This window comes from Cellulosimicrobium sp. AB352, from assembly GCF_049538415.1.
Lineage (GTDB): Bacteria > Actinomycetota > Actinomycetes > Actinomycetales > Cellulomonadaceae > Cellulosimicrobium > Cellulosimicrobium funkei.
On sequence record NZ_JBMVFX010000008.1, the window covers coordinates 102,080 to 125,027 of the forward strand.

Sequence of the window (22,948 nt, forward strand, 5' to 3'; positions counted from 1 at the left end):
CCGGGCTCCCGCTCGTCCGACGAACGACGCTACCGCGGAGTTCCGTGGCGTCGCTCACGGGGCTCGCCCGCCGAGCTCCCGGGAGGTCCGGCGCACGAACGGGCGTCGGGGCGCGGTAGCCTGAGGCACGCGTCTCCGGATCCTCGAGCCAAGGTGGTCCGCCGACCGTAGTACGGCAACCGTCCGCGGGACGTGATGCCCGGACGGAGGATCGTGACCAGGACGGTCGACGAGCCGGAGCTCCTCGCGCCCGGCGAGGCGGTGGACCTCGACAACTGTGCCCGCGAGCCCATCCACGTCCCAGGCATGATCCAGCCGCGCGGGGTCCTGCTGGTGGTCCGCGAGGCGGACGGCGTGCTGCTCCAGGCGTCGGCGAACGTGGAACGGCACCTCGGCGTCCCCGCGGAGGAGCTCGCGGGCCGGCCGCTCGCCGACGTGCTCGGCGAGGAACCTGCGCGTGACCTGCTCGCGCACGCGGCGGACGGCGCGGACCTCGCGACGCGCAACCCCGTGACCCTGCACCTCGACCGCTGGGACGGCAGGCCGCTCGACGTCGACGCCGTGCTCCACCGGCCGCCGCTGCCGGAGGAGGGCCCGGGCTCCGAGCCGGTGCTCGTCGTCGAGCTCGAGACCGCGGCGGGCGCGCGCCCGCTGACGTTCCCCAACACCTACCTCGCCGTCCGGCAGGCGCTGCGCGACCTCGAGCGCGCCGCGACGCTCGACGAGCTGTACGACGACGCGGCCCGGCACGTGCGCGAGCTCACGGGCTTCGACCGCGTGATGATCTACCGCTTCGACGCGGACTACAACGGGGAGGTCGTGGCCGAGGCGCGCCGGGACGACCTCAACGCGTTCCTCGGGCTGCACTACCCGGCGTCGGACATCCCGCCGCAGGCGCGCGCGCTGTACGAGAAGAACTGGATCCGGCTCATCGCGGACGTGGACTACGCGCCCCAGCCGATCGTCCCGACGCTGCTCCCCACGACGGGCGCGCCGCTCGACCTCACCTACTCGACGCTGCGCAGCGTCTCGCCGATCCACCTCGAGTACCTGCGCAACATGGGCGTGCGGGCGTCGATGTCGATCTCGCTCCTGCGCGACGGCCGGCTGTGGGGGCTCGTCGCGTGCCACCACTACTCCGGCCCGCACGAGCCACCCTTCGAGGTCCGCACCGCCGCGGAGTTCCTCGGGTCCGCGCTCTCCGTCCGGCTCGTCTCCCAGGCGGAGGACGAGCGCGAGACCGAGGTGCGGCGCGCCGAGGGCGTCCTCGCGCACCTGGCCGCGGACAGCCGCGACGAGAGCGTCCCCATCGGCATCGCCCTGACGCGCTCGGGGTGGCTGCGCCGCCTCGTGCGGGCCGACGGCGCGATCGTCGTCGCGGAGGGCGGCCTCATCGCGGTCGGCAACGTGCCCGACGAGGACGGGTGCCGCGCGCTCGTCGCGTGGGTCCTCGGGCACGGCGAGGACCTGGTCATGTCCGACGCCCTGCACCGGGACGCGCCGGACGTCGCGGCGATCGTGCCCGACGTCGCGGGCGTCCTCGGGATCGTGCTGCCCGAGGGCCAGGTCGTGCTGTGGGTGCGCGACGAGGTCCTGCGGCACGTGGACTGGGGCGGCGACCCGTACAACAAGGAGATCGCGCGCGGCGAGGACGACTCGGTGCGGCTCAGCCCGCGCAAGTCGTTCGAGCGGTGGCGCGAGGTCGTGCGCGGGCACAGCGTGCCCTGGACGTCGGACCAGACGGACGTCGCGACGTCGCTGCGTGGCCACCTCGTCGAGGCCCTCTACCTGCGCGGCCGCAAGGCGGTGCGGGCGACGGAGGAGCTCCAGCGGAGCCTCCTGCCCGCGCTCCTGCCCGACGTCCCGGGGTGGACGCTGCAGTCGCGCTACGAGTCGGCGGGCACGGGTCTCGTGGGCGGCGACTGGTACGACGCGCTCGTGCTGCCGTCCGGGCGCCTCGCGCTCGTCGTGGGCGACGTGACGGGCCACGGGCTCCAGGCCGCGGCGACGATGGGCCAGCTCGGGACGACGCTGCGTGCCGCGCTCGTGAGCACGGGCTCCGCGGTCGAGGCGGTGACGCTGCTGGGCGACGTCGCGCGCTGGACGCTCCCCGGCGAGGTCGCGACCATCGCCGTCGCGGTGCTGGACCCGGTGACCGGCGTCGTCGAGCACGTGTCCCTGGGGCACCCGCCGCTGCTCGTCGTCGCGCCGGACGGGACCACGAGCTGGACGGAGAGCGCGATCGTGCCGCCGCTCGGCCTCGTGGACCGCGTGCCGCCCGCGCAGCACGTCCAGGTGCCGCCCGGCGGGGCGCTCGTGCTGTACAGCGACGGTCTCGTGGAGCGGCGCGAGGAGTCGATCCTCGACGGGCTCCGGCGGCTCGCGGCGTTCTTCGCGGCGGAGCCGGGGACGGTCGACGTCGACGGCGTCGTCGCCGCCGCGCGCGACCCGCGCTCCGCGGACGACGCGACCCTGCTCCTGGTGCGTCGCGACGCCTGAGGTGCCCCCGGGAAGTGCGGCGGCCGAGCCGCGCGGCGGGGGGAGCCGCGCCGCGGCGGAGAGTGCGTGACGGCGGGGCGTCAGCCGATCGGGAGGAGCGCGCTGCGCACGCCGGCCCCGCCACGGAAGACGGGGACGTCGAAGCGCGCCCAGACGTGCTTCTCGCCGGTGCCGGCACGGAACCAGCCGACGGCCGTCGAGGCGCGCTGCGCGAGCACGAGGCCGAACCCGCCCGCGCCCGGCGAGCGCCGGCCCGCGATGACGGGGACGTCCGGCGAGTGGTCCACGACGTCGATGACGAGCTCGCGCCCGTCGCTGAGCAGGCGCACCTGCGTCGGGGGGAGGCCGTGCCGCAGCGCGTTCGTCGCGAGCTCGCTCGCGACGAGGACGACGCGCTCGGGCGTGGCCTCGAGCGCGCGGTCCGCGGGCAGCGGGGCGCCGGTGAGCATGCGGTGCAGGCCCTCCCGCAGGGTGGCGAGGTCCGCCAGCGTGCGCAGCGGCCAGGCACCGATCTCGACGAAGCCGGGCGGTACCGCCGCGTGGGCGAAGGTCACGCCTCGTCCTCGGCAGGTCCGGCGTCGTCGGTGAGCTCGAACAGCTCGGCGACGCCGCTGAGCTCGAGCAGGTCGCGGACGCGGCGCGGGACGCGCTCCAGCACGGGTGCCCCCGAGCCGGCCGTGGCGGCGTGGTAGAGCAGGCGCAGGCCGCCCGAGTCCATGAAGGTGACCGCGCCGAGGTCGATGTGGATGCGCCCGTCGGCCGACTGCGCGAGCCGCAGCAGTTCGTCCTCGCGCCGGGCCTGGACCGCGGCGTCGATCTCGCCGCGCATGGTCCAGCGCGTGCCGCCGGCCGTCGTCAGGACGTCTCCGCTCGTGGTGGGGGTCACGGTGGTGGGCTCCTCCTCGGTCCCGGCACTGTACCGGGCACCCGGGATACGGTACGCGGCTCCGCCGACGCACGCGAGGCAGTGTCGCGGCGTGGCCGCGATCATCGGGTGACGTGCCTCTCCCGCGCCGCGCAGGGCGGCGCGGGGGAGCCACGACGAGGGCCGCACGGCGGGCCGGGACGGCGTCGCGGAGGACGCCGACCCGGCCCACCGTGCGGCCGGACGGCTCAGCAGGAGCGCGCGTCGAACCCGACCTCGAGCGGTGCGAACCCGTCGACCGTCACGACGGCCGTCCCGCCCGGGACGGACGCCGCGCGCGACGCGAACGACTGGTAGGCGCTCGCGCCCGGCGCCACGGCGGCGACCGTGCGCGTGCCGTACGGCGTCGCGAGGGTCACGTCGAGGGGCGCGTCGCCGTCGTTCGTGGCCCGGACCGCGACGTACACCTTGCCGGCCAGGCACCGCGTCTCGGCGGTGACCGTCACCGGCGCCGCGCCGGCGTCGGCCGTCCAGCGCAGGGCGTACGTCCGCTCCGTGCCGTCCTCGGCCGTGACGCGCACCGTCGTCGTGCCGGGGACGGCGTCGGCGGCCTCGACCGCGACCGTCGCCCAGGGGTCGTGCGCGACCGCCTCGACGGCGGGGACCCCGCCCGCGACGGGCACGTCGTACGCCGTGACGGCCGGGTCGAACCCGGCGAGCGGCTCGCCGGCCACGGTGATGGCCGACGCCGCGGCGTCGGTCCCCGTGCCGGGCACCTTGGCGAGGACCTCGATCTCGGAGACGACCAGGTGGGTGTTCGGCCGTGCCGTGAGGACGACGCGCACGGACGACGTCCGCACGTCCGCGGGGATCTCGACCGCGGGCGCGGGGCCGTCCGGCGAGGCGTCCACCGTGACGGGCGCGCCGACGTCGGTCCACGTGCCGCCCACGAGGGCCTGGAGCCGGACGGACTGCGCCCAGCTCGCGCTGGACCCGTCCTTCCAGAACCGCGTCACGACGCCCGTGACGTCCCGGTCGGCGGGGAGCGTGACGGTGAGCGTGTCGGACGTCCGCTTGGTGCCCGACACCCAGTTCGACCAGGCCTTGTCGGTGAGGTTGCCGTTCACGACGCCGCCGACGGCGTAACCCGGCTCGGTGAAGGTCGCGCTCGCGGTCGTGCCCGCGGCGAGCGCGCCGTTGGCGGACGCCGCCTCGGTCACCTGGACGCGGACGGTGGCCGGGAGCGTGGCGCCCGCCCCGGCGTCGGCCGTGCCCGAGAGCTCGACGACCCCGACGGCGTCGTACGCGCCCGCGGGGGCGTCGTCCCAGACCACCGGGCGCTGCACCTCCGCGCCGCCCGCGGCGACCGCCGTGACGGTCGCGGGCAGGGTCGGGGTGCCGCCCGCGTACGCCTTGGCGCGCGCGGGGAGCGTGGACGTGAGCTCGTCGACGACGACGGTCGCCGTCGCGGCGACCTCGCCGCCGGTGGGCGTGGCCACGGTGCCCGTCAACTCGACGGTGCCGGGCTCGGCCCACGCGTCGTCGTCCGGCACGTCCCACGTCACGGGGAGCGCGCCGCGCGCCCCGTCGCGGTAGACCGGGGTGACGGTCGCGGGGAGCTCGGGCGCGGTGCCCGGCGTCGTGAACGCCTGGACGGGCTCGGTGCCGAGGACCGTCTCGTCGACCACGCGCCAGCGCTGGTTCACGCCGGAGTTCGCGAGGTACGTGCCCACGGGCGAGCCGTCCGCCGTCGCCTGGCCGCCGACCTCGAGGAGGGTCTTCGAGGACGCGTTGACGAGCGTGAAGGTGCCGTCGCCGGTCGTCGAGAGGATCCACTGCGCGGCGAGCGGGGTGTCCGCGACGTCGGCGGGCGCGTCCTGGAGGACAGCGGACGTGTCGGCCGCGACGGCGAGCTGGCGGCCCGTGGCCGCGTTCGTCACGGCGTAGCGCGTGCGGTGCGTGCCGGAGCCCTCGGGCGCGCCGAGCGCCGTGAGCTCCCACGCCTGCTCCGCGACCGGCGCGTCGGTGCGGATCACGACGCCCGTGCCCGACGCCGACGGCGCGAGCGAGCGGTCCGCCTGCACGCCGTCGAGACGGTAGGCGTGCCCGTCCTGGACGAGCGCGGCGTCGTCCGCGACGCCGGAGACGCCGTCGACGACGAACGTCGTCACGGACTCGGCCGGCACGACGAGCGTCGCGCTGGGGCCGTCCGCACCCGTCGTGACCGCCACCGGCTCGCCCTCGACGAGATAGCCGGCCGTGCTCGTGACCACGGGGGTGACGGTCGCATCGGACCCGACCGCACCGAACTTCGACAGGTCGAGCGTCACCGCGCGCTCGGCCTTCGTGGCGTTGACGTGGACGACCGTCGCGGACGTGCCGTCGGCCGACACCGCGGCCGTGCTGCTCGCGTCGTCCGAGCGGATCAGCGAGTCGCCCGGCTCGATGTAGTGCGTGAAGTTCTGGGTCGCCCAGTACTTCGTGTTCGTGTAGATCGGGCACGTCTCGAGCGTGTCCTCGGCCGTGCAGTCGAACGGGATCTGGATCTCGCCCCAGTTCATGCCGTTCGCGCTCTCGCCGCCGGGCGCCATGTTCGCGTAGTCCTCGACCGGCTGCCAGAACACCCACGCGCTCGGCTCGAGCTCGCGCAGGTCGTCGACGATGTGCTGCGCGCTGCCGAGGCCGGACTCCATGGTCTCGAAGTCCTGGCCCGTCGAGCTCCAGTTCCCGCCGACCTCGCTCATCCACAGCGGCTTGTCCTCGCCCTTGGCGATGTCGCGGACCGTCGTGCGCTGGCCCGTGCCGTAGGTGTGGACGTTGAGCTGCGACACCTGGTCGCGGACCGCCTGCGGGTACGCGTTCCAGTTGGTCGCGAACGTGCCGGGGTTCGTCTCGTCCATCGCCGAGATCACGGCGTCGGTCGAGGAGCCCTCGAGCGCCGCGGCGAGCGCCGGGACGACCTTCGCCTGGAGCGCGGGGCTCATGTGGGCGCCCTCCTGGCGGCCCCCGGTCGGGTTGCCGTCGGCCCCGAGCTGCGTGCCCCAGTAGTTGGTGTTGGGCTCGTTGAACGGGTCGATCGTGTCGACCTCGATGCCGTGCGCGTCCTCGAGGCGCTCGGTCACGCCGACCAGGTAGGCCGCGAAGTCGTCGATGCTCTCCGTCTTGAGCTGGTCCGCGGTCGAGCTGAACCCGCCCGAGACGTACCCGCTCACGGTCATGAACCACGGCGGCGAGTTGCTGAACGTCTCCCAGTGCGTGACGTCGTCCTTGATGCGGTCGACCCACCAGCGCTGCGTCGCGTCCGCGTCCTCGTCCCAGTGGTCCGGGTTCTCGGGGTCCCACCAGTCCACGTCGGTGCGCGTCGTGCCCTCGGGCGCCTTCCACCAGCCGTCGACGGCGCCGCCGGCGCGCAGGTAGTCCGGCACGTCCGGAGCGTTCCCGCCGCCGACGTTGTAGCGCGCGATGTTGAGGTTGAGGCCCTCGTCGCCGAACACCATGTCCGCGAGCCGGTCGCGGATCTCGTCCGGGTAGCCGCCCGTGGCGTTGGCGAACCACACGAGGCTCGTGCCCCAGCCCTCGAACGGCGCGCCCGCGTACGACGGGTCGGGCGTCACGGTGACGCCCGCGACGTCGGCGGGGGCCGCCGTCGTGCCGGTCGCGGTGGCCGCGCCCGCGGGCGAGGCCTGCGCGGGCAGGGCCGCGAGCGCGCAGCCCGCGACGAGCGCCCCGGCGCCGAGGCCCGCGACGACGCGGGCCCCCGTCCGGCGGACGGCCGGGCCGCCAGGGCCCGTGCGGCGAGGACCGGGTGGTCCACCCCGCGTGGTCGTGTCGGTCTCGGTCGGGCTCATCCCTGAGCCACCTCCTTCGCGTCGCTGCGAACCGGCGGGGTGCACCGGGTGCGGGTCGTTCCCGCGGGGGTCTGTCGTGCCGAGGTAGAGCCCTGGTCCGCCGAGGTAGAGCCCTGGTCCGCCGAGGTAGAGCCCTGGTCGTGACCACGCCTCTACCTCGGCCTACCAGGCCTCTACCTCGTGGTACCGGGGCTCTACCTCGGCGGGGTCGGCTCGGCCGGGCGGCGGACGACGGCGACGCCGCGCGGCTCGAGCAGCAGCGCGCCTCCCGCCGTGCCCTCCGCCGTGCCTTCCGCCGTGCCATCCGTCGTGACGGCCCTCATGCCCGACGCCGTGAGGCGGCGCCCGGCGAGGACGTCGCCCGCGACGTCGGGCACCTCGACCGGGCGCGCCGTGCGGTTGACGAGGAACCAGAAGTCGTCCGTGCCGTCGGTGCGCACCGCGAGCTCGACGTCGCCGCGCACGGCGGCGGGCAGCTCGCTGCGCACGCCCGCGTCGTCGAGCAGGCGCGCGAGCACGGGGACGAGGCCCTGGCGGCCGAAGCGCGTGGAGACGTAGGCGGCGGAGCCCTCGCGGGCGCCAGCACCGTCCCCGGTGCGGACCGTCCGCCGCGTCACGGCGGCGCGGCCGGCCTGCTCGCCGGTCTTGTACCAGCCCAGCACCTCGACGTCCGGGTCGACGACGTCCACCGGCTCGGTCCACACCGTGCCCTCGAGCTGCTCGCCCGCGAGCTCGACCGTCGCGCTCTCGCCGTCCAGCAGCGGGGCGAACTCCTCGACCCGGATGCCGAGCAGGTCGCGCAGCGCGCCCGGGTAGCCGCCGAGCCACGCGTGGTCGTCCTGGTCGACGACGCCCGAGAAGTAGGTCGTGACGAGGTGGCCGCCCGCCTCGACGAACGCCGTGAGGCGGTCGCGCAGGCCGGCCGGGACGACGTGCAGCACCGGCGCCACGACGACGTCGTACGTCGCGAGGTCCGTCGCGGACGGCACGACGTCCGCGCGCACGCCGAGAGCGAGGAACGCCGAGTACCAGTCGAGCGCCTCCTGGCGGTAGCGCAGCCGGTCCGTCGGGTGGGAGTCGAGCTCGCTCGTCCACCACGAGTCCCAGTCGAAGACGATCGCGGCGCGCGCGGGCTTCTGCGTGCTGCCCGCGACGGGTGCGAGGTCGCGCAGCGTCGCGCCGAGCGCGACGACGTCGCGGAACAGGCGCGAGCGCTCGCCCGCGTGCGGGACCATGCCCGAGTGGTACTTCTCCGCGCCGGCCGCGGACTGGCGCCACTGGAAGTAGCAGACCGCGTCGGCGCCGTGGGCCACGTGGGTGAGCGAGTCGCGCGCGAGCTCGCCCGGCTTCTTCGCGACGTTGACGGGCTGCCAGTTCACCGCGCTCGTCGAGTGCTCCATGAGGAACCACGGGCGGTGCCGGGCGATGCCGCCCGTGAGGTTCGCGGAGAACGACAGCTCGTCGAGCGCCTGCGGGCCGGGCAGGACGTAGTGGTCGTTGGAGACGAAGTCGAGCTCGTCCGCCCACGCGGCGTAGTCCATGCCCTTCGTCTCGCCCATGACCATGAAGTTCGTCGTCACGGGCACGTCCGGCGTGACGCGGCGCAGGATCTCCGCCTCGGCGCGCAGGTACTGCCGGAGCGCGTCGGACGAGAAGCGCTTGAAGTCGAGCTGCTGGGTCGGGTTCGGGTGCGACGCGGCGAGCCGCGGCGGGAGGACCTGCTCCCACGCGCTGTAGCGCTGCGACCAGAACGCGGTGCCCCACGCGGCGTTGAGCGCGTCGAGCGTCGTGTAGCGGTCGCGCAGCCACGCGCGGAAGGCCGCGGCCGCGTCGTCGGAGAAGTCGTAGACGTTGTGGCAGCCGAGCTCGTTCGACACGTGCCACGCGACGAGCGCCGGGTGGTCGCCGTACCGCTCGGCCATGCGCTCGACGAGGCGCAGCGCGTGCTCCCGGAAGACCGGCGACGTCGGGCGCCACTGCTGCCGCGCGCCCGGCCACAGGGTCTCGCCCGTGCGGGTCTGCGGCAGGACCTCCGGGTGCTTCGTCGTCAGCCACGGCGGCGGCGACGCGGTCGCCGTCGCGAGGTCGACCGTGATGCCGTGCGCGTGGAGCAGGTCCATCGCGTCGTCCAGCCACGCGAAGTCCCACGTGTCCTCGGTCGGCTGGATGCGGGCCCACGAGAAGATCGCGAGCGAGACCACCGTCACGCCGGCCTCGCGCATGAGGCGCACGTCCTCGTCCCAGACCTCGCGCGGCCACTGGTCCGGGTTGTAGTCCGCGCCGTAGGACAGACCCGACGGCGTGTGCGCGCCGGGCTCGCCCGGCGGCGTGTGCGGCCCGGGACGGCGCAGCCAGCGGAACGGGGTGGGGGAAGACATGCGTGCTCCTAGCGGGACGGTGCGCGGCGACGGGCGGTGCCCGGCCGGTCGGGAGGACGCGCGACGGCGTCCTCGGGGAGGTCGTCGGGCCGGCGAGCGAGCGCCGGCCCGACGACCGGGGGTGACGGTGTCAGCGCGTCACTCGTTGACGGTGAAGCCCTGGTCCTTGCCGTAGGTGACCGTGGCGTCCTGCCACGCGGTCAGCCCGTCGGCGAGCGGGGTGCCCGAGACGTAGGCCTTGCCGACGGTGTCGTTGAAGACGGAGTTCGCGTACACCTGGAACGGCAGGTACGCCCAGCCCTCGGCGACGTGCGCGGCGGAGTCCGCGAGGACCTCGTTGACCTTCTGGCCGCCGAAGTACTCGAACTCCTGCTGCGTGAAGTCGTCGGCCTCGAGCTCGGCGACGGTCGCGGGGAACGCGCCCTCGGCGACGCGGGTCGCGATCCCGTCACCGACCGTCGCGTACTCGAGGAACGCCCACGCGAGGTCCTGGTTCTTGCTCGCCGCCGGGATGGCGAGCGAGCTGCCACCGTTCTCGGAGGTGACGTCGGCGCCGGCCTCCCACTGGGGCATGGGCGCGACGGCCCAGTCGCCCGAGGCGGACTCGACCGAGGTCTCGAGGTTGCCGCGCATCCAGGCGCCGATCACGAGGCTCGCGATCGACCCGTCAGCGAGGCCCTGGTACCACTCGTCGCTCCACGACGTGACGGGCGCGACGAGGTCCTCGTCGATCATCTGCTGCCACGTCGTCGCGAACTTCTGCGTGCCCTCGTCGGAGAAGTCGACGGTGACGTCGGTCCCGTCGACCTGGTAGGGGCGCCCGCCGGCCTGCCAGATCATGGAGGTCGTGAAGCCGGCGTCGCCCGTGTCGTTGGTGAGGTACGCGCCGGGGTCGGCGGCGTGCAGCGCCCGGGCGGCCTCGACGTACTCGTCCCACGTCGTCGGTACCGCGATGCCGTGCTCGTCGAACACGCGCTTGTTGTAGAAGAGCGCCATCGGGCCGGAGTCGGTCGGCAGCGCGTAGACGCCGTCGCCCTGCGTCACGGCGTCCCACGGGCCGGGCGTGAACGTGCCGTCGAGGTCGTCGGCCCCGTAGGACGAGAGGTCGGTGAGCGCCTCGGAGAGCGCGAACTGCGGGAGGGCGTAGAACTCGATCTGCGCGACGTCGGGCACGCCGGAGCCGGCGGCGATCGCGTTCTGGAGGGCCGTGTACTGGTCGTTGCCGGTGCCGGCGTTGACGATGTCGACCGTCACCCCGGGGTTCTCCTCCTCGAAGTCGGCGGCGACGCTCTCCAGCGTGGGGTCCCAGGCCCACACGGTGATCGTGCCGCCCTCCTCGAGGGCGCTCTCCGCGTCGTCGGAGCTCCCGCCGCCCGACCCGCCGCTGCAGGCGGTGAGCACGAGGGCGAGGACGCCGGTGGCGGCGATGGCGGCGGTCGCTCGGCGCGACCTGCGGGTGATGGGGGACATGCGGGTTCCTCTCACTTCGTCGTCAGACGGACGGGTGGTGCGTGGGGTGGTGCGGGTGGGGGTGTGCGCCGGGGTGCCGGCGGGTGGGTGGACGGTCCGGCGTCGGACCGTCACTCCTTGACCGAGCCGGCCGCGAGGCCGGACTGCCAGTAGCGCTGCAGGAACAGGAACGCGATCACGAGGGGCAGGATCGTCAGGACCGCGCCGGTGATGACGAGGTTGAAGATCGCCTGCCCGCCCGCGGTGGCCGCCTGGGCGTTCCACGCGTTGAGCCCGAGGGTCAGCGGGTACCAGTCGGGGTCCTTGAGCATGATCAGCGGCAGGAAGTAGTTGTTCCAGGTCGCGACCATGGTGAAGAGCAGGACGGTGACGATGCCGGGCGCGAGCAGCGGCAGGGACACCTGGAAGAACGTGCGGGCCTCGTTGGCGCCGTCGACGCGGGCGGCCTCCAGCAGCTCCTGGGGCACCGACTCGGCGGCGTAGGTCCACATGAGGTAGAGGCCGAACGGGGAGATCAGCGACGGGATGATCACGGCCCAGGGAGTGTTCGTCAGGCCCATCTGGCTGAACATGAGGAACGTCGGCACGGCGAGCGCCGTGCCCGGCACCGCGACGGCGCCGATGACGGTCGCGAACACGCCTCGCTTGCCGGGGAAGTCGAACTTGGCGAGCGCGTACCCGCCCATCACGGCGAGGAACGTGGCCCCGCCGGCGCCCACGACCACGTAGAGCAGGGTGTTGGCGAGCCAGCGGACGAAGATGCCGTCGTCGTAGGTGAGCGTCTGGACGACGTTGTCGACCAGCGCGAACTCGCTGCCGAACCACAGCCCGAAGCTGTCGAAGAGGTCGGGCTGGGTCTTCGTCGCGTTGACGACGAGCCAGACGAGCGGGACGAGCGAGTACACGAGCACGACGCCGGTCAGGACGGTGAGCAGCACGCTGCGGCGGGGCTTGTCGGCGGAGTACGCGGCACGCCGGGGCGTGCGGAGGCGGACGGGCTTCGGTCCGGGGCGGGACGCGGCGGAGGCCGTGGGGGTCGCGGTGGTCATGGTCTCAGGCCTCCTTGCGCATGCCGCGGAGCTGGACCACGTAGGCGACGATCATCGTGACGACGCCCATGATGATCGCGACCGTGGCCGAGTAGTTGTACTGCTGCCCGGAGAAGGACAGCGAGTACGCGTACAGGTTCGGGGTGAAGTACGTCGTGATCGCGTTCGGGGCGAGCGCCTGCAGGATGCTCGGCTCGTTGAAGAGCTGGAAGGAGCCGATGATCGAGAAGATCGTCGCGATGACCAGCGCGCCGCGGATCGCGGGCAGCTTGATCGCCGAGATGATGCGCCACTGGCTGGCCCCGTCGAGCTCCGCGGCCTCGTACAGCGACGTGGGGATCACCCGCAGCGCCGAGTAGAAGATGAGCATGTTGTAGCCCACGAACTCCCAGGTCACGATGTTGCCGATCGAGGCGAGCACGAGGTCGGGGGAGAGCGGGTTGGGCAGCGAGACGCCGAGCGCGTCGTTGATGTTGCCGACGAGCCCGAACCGCGTGCCGTACATGAAGCCCCACATGAGCGTCGCGACGACGGCCGGGACGGCGTACGGCAGGAAGATCGAGATGCGGAAGAACGACCTGCCGTAGAGCCGGCCGCTGTCGATCGCGAGGGCGACGAGCAGCGCGAGGCCGAGCATGATCGGCACCTGGACCACGAGGAAGAGGCTGACGCGCCCGAGCGCCTCCCAGAACTGCGGGTCCGAGAACGCCCGGGCGTAGTTGTCGAGGCCCACGAAGTGCGTGCCGCCGACCATCTGCGTGCGGAACAGGCTCAGGTACAGGGAGTACGCGATGGGTGCGAGGAACACCAGGGCGAACACGGCCATGAACGGACCCACGAAGCCCCAGCCGACCCACGAGCGCCGGTGGCGTCGGGTGCGGGGGGACGAAGGTGCGTCGACCGATGGCAGGGACGCTCCTGCCACGGGTGGGGACGTCGTCGTCATGCTGTGTCCTCGTCGTCGGGGGAAGGGGGACGCCGGTCGTCGCCCTTGTTTACGCAAACATCAGCATGCACGACATTCGATGTTTGCGCAAACATCGCTTAGGGTGGTCGACGTCGGCGCGACGGCGCCGAACCAGCGCTGGAGCTGTGCCGCCACTGACCGCGAGGACGACGGATGACCAACCGGCTCGACGACGACGCCCCCGTCACGACGACGGCGCCGCAGCGGCGGACCGCTCCGGTCGCCGAGACGGTCCCCGCCGTCGAGCCGGCCCGGGCCCGCCGGCCGCACGACGTCCGCCGCGTGTCGATGGCCGACGTCGCCCGGATGGCCGGGGTGTCCGCGCAGACCGTGTCGCGCGTCGCCAACGGGCACCCCGGGGTCGTGGAGGAGACGCGGACCCGCGTGCTCGCCGCGATGGCCGAGCTCGACTACCGGCCGAACAGCGCGGCCCGCGCGCTCAAGAGCGGCACGTTCCGGACCATCGGCGTGATCCTCTTCTCGCTCGCGACCACGGGCAACGTCCGCACGCTCGAGGCCATCGCGACGTCCGCGGCCGCCCAGGGCTACGCGATCACCGTCATCCCCGTCGCCGCGCCGACCCAGGGTGGCGTGCACGGCGCGTTCACGCGCCTCGGCGAGCTGGCCGTCGACGCGATCATCCTCCTCATGGAGGTGCACCTGCTCGACGTGGCGCGAGTCAACCTCCCGCCCGGGGTGAAGGTCGTGGTCGCCGACTCCGACGCCGGCGACGCGTACGCCGTCGTCGACACGGACCAGGCGGACGGCACCCGCCAGGCGGTGCAGCACCTGCTCGACCTCGGCCACCGCACCGTCCACCACCTCGCCGGCCCGGAGAGCTCCTTCGCGGCCGAGCGCCGGGCCGTCGCGTGGCGCGAGACGCTGGAGCGCGCCGGCCGTCCGGTGCCCGAGCCGGAGCGGGGCGACTGGTCGCCCGCGTCGGGCTACGAGGCCGGGCGGCGGCTCGCCGAGGACGACGACGTGACCGCGGTGTTCGTCGCGAACGACCAGATGGCGCTCGGGCTCGTGCGCGCCCTGCACGACGCGGGCCGGCGCGTGCCGCAGGACGTGAGCGTCGTCGGGTTTGACGACCTGCCCGAGTCGAGCGAGTTCCTGCCGCCCCTGACGACCGTCCACCAGGACTTCGCCGAGGTGGGGCGTCGGTGCGTCGAGCAGGTCCTGCGCCAGGTGCACGACGGCGTCGCCGAGACCGGGACGCGGCTCGTGCCCACCCGTCTCGTCGAGCGCGCGAGCACCGCACCCCCGCCCGCCGCGGCCACACGTCGCTGAGCGTCGCCCGCGCACCGCAGAGCCCCGCCGTCGACCCGTCGGCACCGATCCACGAGACGAGGACCATGACCCACGCACGCATCCAGATCGATCCGGACGACGCCGTGGGCGCCGTCTCTCCGCGGCTGTTCGGCGCGTTCGTCGAGCACATGGGGCGCTGCGTGTACGGGGGGATCCACGACCCCGGGCACCCCTCGGCCGACGCCGACGGCTTCCGCGGCGACGTGCTCGAGCTCGTGCGCGAGCTGGGTGCGACGGTCGTGCGCTACCCCGGCGGGAACTTCGTCTCCGGTTTCCGGTGGGAGGACTCCGTCGGCCCGCGCGAGCAGCGCCCGGTCCGGCTGGACGCCGCCTGGCACAGCATCGAGACCAACCAGGTCGGGCTGCACGAGTTCGCCGGGTGGGCCGAGCGCGCGGGGCTCGAGGTCATGATGGCGGTCAACCTCGGCACGCGCGGCGCGGCCGAGGCGGCGCAGCTCCTCGAGTACTGCAACCACCCGGGCGGTACCGCGCTGTCCGACGAGCGTCGGGCGAACGGCGCGCCGGACCCGTTCGGCTTCCGCCTGTGGTGCCTCGGCAACGAGATGGACGGCGACTGGCAGATCGGCCACAAGACGGCCCACGAGTACGGCCGGCTCGCGGCCGAGACCGCGCGGCTGATGCGCTTCGTCGACCCGACGGTCGAGCTCGTCGCGGCGGGGTCGTCGTCGGCCGACCAGCCGACGTTCGGGGACTGGGAGCGCGAGGTGGTCCGCCAGACCGCCGGGCTCGTCGACCACGTGTCGCTGCACGCCTACTACGAGGAGACCCCGGGCGACCTGCCCTCCTTCCTCGCGTCCGGCGTCGGGCTCGACCGCTACATCGCGACCGTCGCGGGGATCCTCGACGAGGAGGAGGCGGCGCTCGGCGACCGGATGCAGGGTCGGCGGCTCGGCATCAGCGTCGACGAGTGGAACGTGTGGTACCTCGACCGCTTCAACGAGCGGGACAAGGAGCCGCTGCTGACGGGCGCGTGGAACGTCGCGCCGCGGATCATCGAGGACGAGTACGCGGTGGCGGACGCCGTCGTCGTCGGGAGCCTGCTCAACTCGCTCGTCCGGCACGCGGACCGGGTCTCGATGGCGAACCAGGCGCAGCTCGTCAACGTCATCGCGCCGATCCGCACCGAGCCCGACGCCGACGCGTGGCGGCAGACCATCTTCTGGCCCTTCGCGATCACGGCCGCCCGTGCGCGGGGCGCCGCGCTGCGCGTCGCCGCGGACTGCCCGACCGTCCCGACCGCCGCGTACGGCGACGTGCCCGTCGTCGACGTCTCCGCGACGACGACCGCCGACGGTCGTGTCGAGGTGTTCTGCGTGAACCGTGACCCGGAGCACCCTGTCGAGGTCACGCTCGCCGCGGGCGGGGTGCGGGCGGTGCGCGACGCCGTCGTGCTGACGGTCCCCGAGGGGCACGACCGGTTCGTGACCAACACGCGGGACGCGCAGCCCGTCCGCCCCGTGCCGCTCGGCGCGCGCGTCGAGGACGGCGAGGTGCGGCTGACGCTCCCGGCGCTCTCGTGGGCGGCGGTCGGGCTCGACCTGGCCTGACGCGGGGCCCCTGGGCGCGCACCACCGGCGCGCGCCCGGGATCAGTCCTCGGCGACCCAGGCGCTCGGGTCCTCGACGACGCGGCGCAGCACCTCGCGCGCGCCGCCCGTGAGCGCGGCGTGGTCGCCGACCGGCGCGGGCAGCAGCACGACGTCGGTCCAGGGGGCGGCGAGGACGCGCGCCCGGAGCTCGGCCTCGGCGGCGGCGCGCAGGTAGGGCAGGAGCGCGGGGTAGATGCCGCCCAGCAGGACGGTGTCGATGTCGACGAGGTTGACGTAGTCGGCGAGGGCGCTGCCGAGCGCGGTCCCGGCGCGCTCGACCGCGGCGAGCGCGTCCGGCTCGCCGGCGTCGAGGGCGGCGACGAGCGCCCCGGTGGGCGCGTCGACGGGGAGGCCCGCGCCGCGCAGGAGCGCGTCCTTGCCCGCGTACTGCTCCAGGCAGCCCGTCGCGCCGCAGCGGCACCGGGGGCCGTGCGGGTCGACGACGACGTGCCCGACCTCGCCCGTCCAGCCGTGGCGGCCGTGGAACAGGCGGCGGTCGACGACGATCGCGGACCCGATGCCCACGTCGCCCGACACGTAGAGGTACGTCGAGGGCGCGGGCCCGGTCGCGTCGTCGGGCACGACGCCGTGGCTCGCCTGGGCGAGCGCGGCGAGCTTGGCCTCGTTCCCGATCTCGACGGCGACGTCGGGGCCGAGCCCGAGGAGGCGGACGGGGTCGAGGTGGGACCAGCCGAGGTTCGGTGCGACCTCGAGCCGGCCGGCGCGCGGGTCGACGAGGCCGGGCAGGGCGAGGCGCGCGCCCGCGACGGTCATGCCGTCGGCGCGGACCTGGGCGAGGAGGTCGTGCGCGATGCGGCCGAGGCGGAGCAGCACCTCGGTGGGGTCGCTGTCGTGGAGGTCGTCGGGGTCGACCTGCTCGGCGACGACGGCGCCGGTGAGGTCGAGCACGCGGCCGCCGAGGTAGTCGACGTTGACCTCGAGCCCGAGGCCCACGAGGGTGCGCGGCGCGGGGGCCAGCGGCACGGCGGGTCGCCCGGCGCGCTGCGGGGTGGCGGGCGGCAGCTCGGCCACGATGCCGGCGGCGACGAGGCGGTCGACGAGCGTCGAGACGGTGGCGCGCGTGAGCCCGCTCGCGCCGGCGATGTCGGCGCGCGAGCAGGGGTGCGACGCCTCGAACACGGCCCGCGCGACCAGGGCGAGGTTGTGCTCGCGCAGCGTGGCCTGGCGGGCTGCTGGGGGACCCGTCCGGGTCGCGACGCTGCGGTTCACGGTCTTGACCTTACCGACCCGGACGGATAAGTTCAGCCGTACGACATAAATAGGCCGGGGTCGACCGACGTCGCTCCGGCCCTCTCGACGAGGAGACCACCGTGGCCGACGAGACCACCCGACACGACGCAGACATCAACTTCTCCTTCGGTCTGTGGACCGTGGGCTGGACCGCGCAGGACCAGTTCGGCAGCGCGAGCCGCCCGGCGCTCGACCCGGCCGAGTCGGTGCGTCGTCTGGCCGACCTCGGCGCGTGGGGCTTCACCTTCCACGACGACGACGTCGTCCCCTTCGGCGCGGACGACGCCGAGCGCACCAAGCGCCTCGACGCGGTGCGCCAGGCCGCCGAGGACACGGGCCTCGTCATCGAGATGGTGACGACCAACCTGTTCAGCCACCCCGTCTTCAAGGACGGTGGCCTCACGTCGAACGACCGCGGCGTGCGCCGCTACGCGCTGCGCAAGGTGCTGCGCAACGTCGACCTCACCGCCGAGCTCGGCGCCAAGACGTTCGTCATGTGGGGCGGCCGCGAGGGCACCGAGTACGACGGCGCCAAGGACCTGCACTCCGCGCACGAGCGCTACGCCGAGGGCCTCGACCTCACTGCGGCGTACATCAAGGAGAAGGGCTACGACCTCAAGATCGCGCTCGAGCCCAAGCCGAACGAGCCCCGCGGCGACATCTTCCTGCCGACCATCGGCCACGCGCTCGGCCTCATCGCGAAGCTCGACAACGGCGACATCGTGGGCCTCAACCCGGAGACGGGCCACGAGCAGATGGCGGGCCTCAACTACACGCACGGCCTCGCGCAGGCGCTGTGGGCGGGCAAGCTCTTCCACATCGACCTCAACGGCCAGCGCTCGATCAAGTTCGACCAGGACCTCGTGTTCGGCCACGGCGACCTGCTCTCCGCGTTCTTCACGGTCGACCTGCTCGAGAACGGCTTCCCGAACGGCGGCCCCACGTACACGGGCCCGCGCCACTTCGACTACAAGCCGTCGCGCACCGAGAACGAGGTCGGCGTGTGGGACTCCGCGCGCGCCAACATGGAGACCTACCGCCTGCTCGCGCGCAAGGCCGTGGCGTACCGCGCCGACAGCCGCGTCCAGGAGGCGTTCGCGCACTCGGGCGTGTTCGAGCTGGGACAGTCCACGCTGGGCGAGGGCGAGTCCGTCGCCGACCTGCTCGCGGACCGCAGCGCGTACGAGGAGTTCGACGTCGACGCCGCGGCGAACCGCGACTTCGGCTTCGTGCGCCTCAACCAGCTCGCGCTCGAGCACCTCATCGGCTGAGGTGGCCACCGACGCCAGGACGTCCGACGCCGGCGGCGAGCGCGTGCTCGTCGCCGGCGTCGACACGTCCACGCAGTCCTGCAAGGTCGTCGTGCGCGACGCCGGGACGGGCGCCCTCGTGCGCACCGGCTCGGCCAAGCACCCCGACGGCACCGAGGTCCACCCCGACGCGTGGTGGGACGCGTTCCGCGAGGCCGCGTCCGCGGCGGGCGGCCTGGACGACGTCGCGGCGCTCGCCGTCGGCGGCCAGCAGCACGGTCTCGTCGCGCTCGACGCGGACGGCAACGTCGTGCGCGACGCGCTCCTGTGGAACGACACGCGCTCGGCGCCCGCGGCCCGCGACCTGATCCGGGAGCTCGGCGAGGCGCGCCTCGCCGAGGGCGTCCCCGACGCCCACGACCGGGTCGAGTCCGCGACCGAGGCGGGCGCCCAGGCGTGGGCCGACGCGATCGGGTCCGTGCCGGTCGCGTCGCTCACGGTGACGAAGCTGCGCTGGCTGCGCGACGCCGAGCCGGAGAACGCGGCGCGCGTCGCCGCCGTCGCGCTGCCGCACGACTGGCTCACGTGGCGCATCGCGGGGTACGGCCCCGCGGGCGACGAGTCCGCGCCGCTCGGGCCGGACCTCGACGCGCTCGTCACCGACGCGTCCGACGCGTCGGGCACGGGCTACTACGACGCGACGAGGGACGACGGCCCCGACGGCCGGGGCGCGTACCGCCTCGACCTGCTGGAGCTCGCGCTCGGACGGACCGACGTCGTGCTGCCGCGCGTCGTCGGGCCGTCGGCGACGGCGGGCCTCGCGCACCCCTCGGTCGCCGGGAGCGCGGTCGAGGGCGGCACGCTGCTCGGCCCCGGTGCGGGCGACAACGCCGGTGCGGCGCTCGGCCTCGGCATGGTCGCGGGCGACGTCGCGGTGTCGATCGGGACGTCGGGCGTCGTGTCCGCCGTGACCGACGACCGCACGGCGGACGGCTCCGGCCTCGTCAACGGGTTCTCCGACGCGACGGGCCGGTACCTGCTGCTCGCGGTGACGCTCAACGCGAGCCGGGTGCTCGACGCCGCACGCGCGGTCCTCGGCGTCGACCACGCGGGGCTGTCGCGGCTCGCGCTCCAGGCGGCCCCCGGCGCGGACGGGCTCGTGCTCGTGCCGTACCTGGAGGGCGAGCGCATGCCCAACCGCCCCGACGCGTCGGGCACGCTGCACGGGATCCGGCTCGGCACGTCGACGCCGGAGCACCTCGCGCGCGCGTACGTCGAGGGCATGCTGTGCGGCCTCGCGGACGGGCTCGACGCGCTGCGCGCGCTCGGCGTCCGGGTCGAGCGCGTGCAGCTCATCGGCGGCGGCGCGCAGTCCGAGGCGGTCCGGCGCATCGCGCCGCAGGTCCTCGGCCTGCCCGTCACGGTCCCCGAGCCCGGCGAGTACGTGGCCGACGGCGCCGCGCGCCAGGCGGCGTGGGTCCTCGCCGCGCACGAGGCGGGCGGCACCGGGGCCGACGTCGCCCCGCCCACCTGGGCGGCGTCGTCGGCCACGGTGGTCGAGGCCGACCCGGTCCCGGCGATCCGCGAGCAGTACGCGGCGGTCCGCGACCTGGTCTGACCGTCCCTGCTGAGTGAGACAGTCGCGTCCGAGGCTCTCGGGCGCGACTGTCTCACGTACTCACGGGTCGGCGGGGGCGGTGGGCCGGGTCGGCGCCGCGGTCACGCGCCTCCGGCGAAGCCCGTCTGGCGCCACGCCTCGTAGACGGCGATCGACGCCGCGTTGGTGAGGTTGAGCGAGCGGCGACCGGGCAGCATGGGGATCTTCAGCTGGTCCGTGATCCGGTCGTGGGCCAGCGCGGCGTCGGGCAGTCCCGTCGGCTCGGGGCCGAACAGCAGGACGTCGTCGGGCCGGTACGTCACGTCGGTGAACGACGTCGTCGCGCGGGTCGTGAACGCGAACACCCGGCCCGGGAGGGTCGCCAGCGCGGCGTCGAGGTCCGGGTGCACCTCGACGCTCGCGAGGTCGTGGTAGTCGAGCCCCGCGCGGCGCAGCTTGGGCTCGTCCAGGTCGAAGCCCAGCGGCTCGACCAGGTGCAGACGCGCCCCGGTCACCGCGGCGAGGCGGATCGCATTGCCCGTGTTCCCCGGGATGCGCGGCTCGAAGAACACCACGTGGGGCAGGGTCGACGGCGGTCGTGCAGCCGGGTCGGCGACGTGCGGCCGCCAGTCGGTGCGGGGGTCGGGGGTCTCGCTCACGCCCCCGATTCTCGCAGCGCCGCGAGGGAGGTGCGCCCCCGCGAGGTAGAGCCCTAGTTCCCCGGGGAGTGGGCTGGTCCTGCGAGGTAGAGCCCCGGTGGCGCGAGGTAGAGGTGTGGTGGCCCGCCGCGGGCGACCACGCCTCTACCTCGGCGGACCAGGGCTCTACCTCGGCGGCCGGGAGGTGTCGGGCCTCAGCGCGCGACCGGTTCAGGGGCGCCCGCGCGCGCCACCGCGCGCAGCTCGTCGAGCACCGCCCGGGCGGGCGGCGTCGAGGCGGCGGCGTCGCGCACGACGGCGTAGACCGACCGGACGGGCGTGGGCCGGACCACCGGGACCGCGACGAGGCCGGGCGGCAGGTGCGCCGCGCCGAGCCGCGGCAGCACCGTGATGCCGATGCCCGCGCCCACGAACGCGACCGCCGTGGGGTAGTCGTGGGCCTCGACGTGGAACGGCGGGCTGAACCCCGCCGCGGTGCACGCCTCGACGAGGTTGCGGCGGCACCACCCGCGCGCGAAGTCGTTGTCGACCCAGCGCTCCGTCGCGAGCGCGGCGATCTCCACCTCGGGCTGCCCGGCGAGCGGGTGGTCGGTGGGGAGGACGGCGACGTACGGGTCGTCGAGCAGGTGGTGCGCCCGGAACCCGGTGCCGGGGACGAAGGCGGGCGACGCGACGGCGACCTGCACGTCGGCGCGGGCGTCGGGGTCGTCGGGGATCGCCTCGCCGAGGGCGAGGTCGAGCCGGACCCCGGGGAACTCGGTCGTGAGCCGTCGGACGACGCGCGGCAGCCACGCGGAGCCGGCGGAGGCGAAGTACATGAGCGACAGGGTCCCGGTCCGCCCGGCGCGCAGGTCCGCGACGACGGCCTCGACCTCGCCGAGCCGGGCGAGCACGCGGTCGGCCTGCGCGGCGAGCTCGAGCCCGGCGGCCGTCGGCCGCACGCCTCGCCCGGCGCGCTCGAGGAGCGCGAGCCCGGTCTCGCGCTGGAGCGCGGCCACGTGCTGGCTCACCGCCGACGGCGTGTACCCGAGGTTGGCGGCGGCGGCCTGGACCGAGCCGCTCGCGACGACGGAGCGGAAGATCCGGAGACGATGCACGTCCAGCATCCCCTCACGCTACAGCCGTACTGCATCGAACGGTAGGAACACGTGCTGGTGCTGAACGGTGCGGCGGGGCGACGATCGACCCGTGACCGCACCCGAGACCTCGACGACGACACCCGTCGGCTCCGCCCGGCCGGGCCTGCCCTCCGCCCGCGGACCGGCCCGTCGCGCCGGGCTGCCCGTCGTCCTCGCGGTGGCCGTGACCGTCGTGCTGTGGGCGTCGGCGTTCATCGGCGTGCGCGCCGCCGGGCACGACTACGCGCCCGGGTCGCTCGCCCTGGGCCGCCAGCTCGCGGGCAGCCTCGGGCTCACCGCCGTCGTCGCCGTGCGGTGGCTGCGCAGCGGGCACCGGCCCGTGCTGCCCCGCGGCCGCGTGCTCGCGGGCGTCCTCGCGTGGGGCGTGGGCTGGTTCAGCCTCTACAACCTTGCGCTCAACGCGGCCGAGCAGCACCTCGACGCCGGCACGACGGCGCTCCTCGTCAACGTCGCGCCCGTCCTCGTCGCGGTGCTCGCCGGCGTCCTGCTCGGCGAGGGCTTCCCGCGGCGCCTGCTGGTCGGCATGGCCTCGGCGTTCGCCGGGGTCGCGATCATCGCGGCCGCGACGTCCTCGGGCGAGCGCGACGTCGTCGGCGTGGCGCTCGGGCTCACCGCCGCCGTCCTCTACGCCGCGGGTGCGACGTCGCAGAAGCGCCTCCTCGCGCACGTCGACGCCCTGACGATGACGTGGGTCGGGTGCCTCGCGGGCACGGTCGCGCTCCTGCCGTTCGCCCCGGCGCTCGCGGCCGACGCCGCCGCGGCGCCGCCGTCGTCGACGTGGGCGGTCGTGCTGCTCGGGCTCGGCCCGACGGCCGTCGCGTTCACGACGTGGGGCTACGCGCTCTCGCGGCTCAGCGCGGGCCGGGCCGCGGCGACGACGTATCTCGTCCCGCCGCTCGTGGTGGTGCTCTCCTGGCTCGTGCTCGCGGAGGTCCCGGCGCCGGTCACCTTCGCGGGCGGCGCGCTGTGCCTCGCCGGGGTCGCGGTCGCGACCCTCCCAGGGCGGCGGGTCGCCCCGGTGCCCGCGGTGCCGGCCGCGCGAGCCTGACCCGCTCC

The 22,948-nt window shown here is 74.6% G+C and carries 16 protein-coding genes; 6 read left to right on the forward strand and 10 right to left on the reverse strand.

Annotated elements, in window-relative coordinates:
* The first annotated feature begins 213 nt into the window (after positions 1-213).
* Positions 214-2,499, forward strand: coding sequence for a SpoIIE family protein phosphatase (locus ACPCUX_RS07980; RefSeq protein WP_423388503.1), 2,286 nt, complete (start codon positions 214-216; stop codon positions 2,497-2,499).
* An 80-nt stretch (positions 2,500-2,579) separates the two neighbouring features.
* Here ACPCUX_RS07980 and ACPCUX_RS07985 read toward each other — a convergent pair whose 3' ends face one another.
* From ACPCUX_RS07985 to ACPCUX_RS08015, 7 genes are all read right to left on the reverse strand, one after another.
* The gene (locus ACPCUX_RS07985) at positions 2,580-3,053 is read right to left on the reverse strand and encodes an ATP-binding protein (RefSeq protein ID WP_061266630.1); all 474 of its coding nucleotides are present in this window, start codon (positions 3,051-3,053) and stop codon (positions 2,580-2,582) included.
* A complete protein-coding gene (locus tag ACPCUX_RS07990) occupies positions 3,050-3,385 on the reverse strand; it encodes an STAS domain-containing protein (RefSeq protein WP_228485224.1) in 336 nt (111 codons plus the stop codon). Before ACPCUX_RS07990 ends, ACPCUX_RS07985 begins: the two co-directional genes overlap by 4 nt.
* A 227-nt stretch (positions 3,386-3,612) precedes the next feature.
* Positions 3,613-7,212 carry an Ig-like domain-containing protein gene (locus tag ACPCUX_RS07995; protein ID WP_423388504.1) on the reverse strand — a complete coding sequence of 1,200 codons (3,600 nt, stop codon included), beginning with the start codon at positions 7,210-7,212 and terminating at the stop codon, positions 3,613-3,615.
* 194 nt (positions 7,213-7,406) lie between these two features.
* Entirely contained in the window at positions 7,407-9,590 is a 2,184-nt protein-coding gene (locus ACPCUX_RS08000; protein ID WP_423388505.1) for a beta-galactosidase, read from the reverse strand.
* Positions 9,591-9,728: 138 nt separating this feature from the next.
* Positions 9,729-11,060, reverse strand: a complete 1,332-nt coding sequence (locus tag ACPCUX_RS08005; RefSeq protein WP_043654300.1) for an ABC transporter substrate-binding protein — start codon at positions 11,058-11,060, stop codon at positions 9,729-9,731.
* A 110-nt stretch (positions 11,061-11,170) separates the two neighbouring features.
* A complete protein-coding gene (locus ACPCUX_RS08010; RefSeq protein ID WP_043654299.1) occupies positions 11,171-12,109 on the reverse strand; it encodes a carbohydrate ABC transporter permease in 939 nt (312 codons plus the stop codon).
* Between the two features lie 4 nt (positions 12,110-12,113).
* Positions 12,114-13,055 carry a carbohydrate ABC transporter permease gene (locus ACPCUX_RS08015; protein WP_043654297.1) on the reverse strand — a complete coding sequence of 314 codons (942 nt, stop codon included), beginning with the start codon at positions 13,053-13,055 and terminating at the stop codon, positions 12,114-12,116.
* 309 nt (positions 13,056-13,364) lie between these two features.
* On the opposite strand from ACPCUX_RS08015, the gene ACPCUX_RS08020 reads away from it, so the two are divergent.
* Together ACPCUX_RS08020 and ACPCUX_RS08025 are read left to right on the forward strand one after the other, a co-directional pair.
* Positions 13,365-14,366, forward strand: coding sequence for a LacI family DNA-binding transcriptional regulator (locus ACPCUX_RS08020; protein WP_043654319.1), 1,002 nt, complete (start codon positions 13,365-13,367; stop codon positions 14,364-14,366).
* Positions 14,367-14,431: 65 nt separating this feature from the next.
* Positions 14,432-15,955 (forward strand): alpha-N-arabinofuranosidase, encoded by a 1,524-nt coding sequence (locus ACPCUX_RS08025; protein WP_423388506.1) that lies wholly within the window; start codon positions 14,432-14,434, stop codon positions 15,953-15,955.
* Positions 15,956-15,996: 41 nt separating this feature from the next.
* Here the strand turns inward: ACPCUX_RS08025 and ACPCUX_RS08030 are convergent, their stop codons facing one another.
* The gene (locus ACPCUX_RS08030; RefSeq protein WP_423388507.1) at positions 15,997-17,226 is read right to left on the reverse strand and encodes an ROK family transcriptional regulator; all 1,230 of its coding nucleotides are present in this window, start codon (positions 17,224-17,226) and stop codon (positions 15,997-15,999) included.
* A gap of 101 nt (positions 17,227-17,327) precedes the next feature.
* Between ACPCUX_RS08030 and xylA the strand changes: the two genes are divergently transcribed.
* The gene (gene xylA / locus ACPCUX_RS08035) at positions 17,328-18,518 is read left to right on the forward strand and encodes a xylose isomerase (protein ID WP_423388508.1); all 1,191 of its coding nucleotides are present in this window, start codon (positions 17,328-17,330) and stop codon (positions 18,516-18,518) included.
* 1 nt (position 18,519) lies between these two features.
* Entirely contained in the window at positions 18,520-20,115 is a 1,596-nt protein-coding gene (locus ACPCUX_RS08040; RefSeq protein ID WP_423388509.1) for a xylulokinase, read from the forward strand.
* A gap of 101 nt (positions 20,116-20,216) precedes the next feature.
* On the opposite strand, the gene ACPCUX_RS08045 is transcribed toward ACPCUX_RS08040, so the two are convergent.
* A complete protein-coding gene (locus tag ACPCUX_RS08045) occupies positions 20,217-20,678 on the reverse strand; it encodes a tRNA (cytidine(34)-2'-O)-methyltransferase (protein WP_423388533.1) in 462 nt (153 codons plus the stop codon).
* A gap of 269 nt (positions 20,679-20,947) precedes the next feature.
* Positions 20,948-21,859, reverse strand: coding sequence for a LysR family transcriptional regulator (locus ACPCUX_RS08050; protein ID WP_423388510.1), 912 nt, complete (start codon positions 21,857-21,859; stop codon positions 20,948-20,950).
* Positions 21,860-21,941: 82 nt separating this feature from the next.
* Between ACPCUX_RS08050 and ACPCUX_RS08055 the strand changes: the two genes are divergently transcribed.
* On the forward strand, positions 21,942-22,940 hold the full coding sequence (locus ACPCUX_RS08055) for a DMT family transporter (protein ID WP_137279653.1): 999 nt from the start codon (positions 21,942-21,944) through the stop codon (positions 22,938-22,940).
* Positions 22,941-22,948 lie beyond the last annotated feature (8 nt).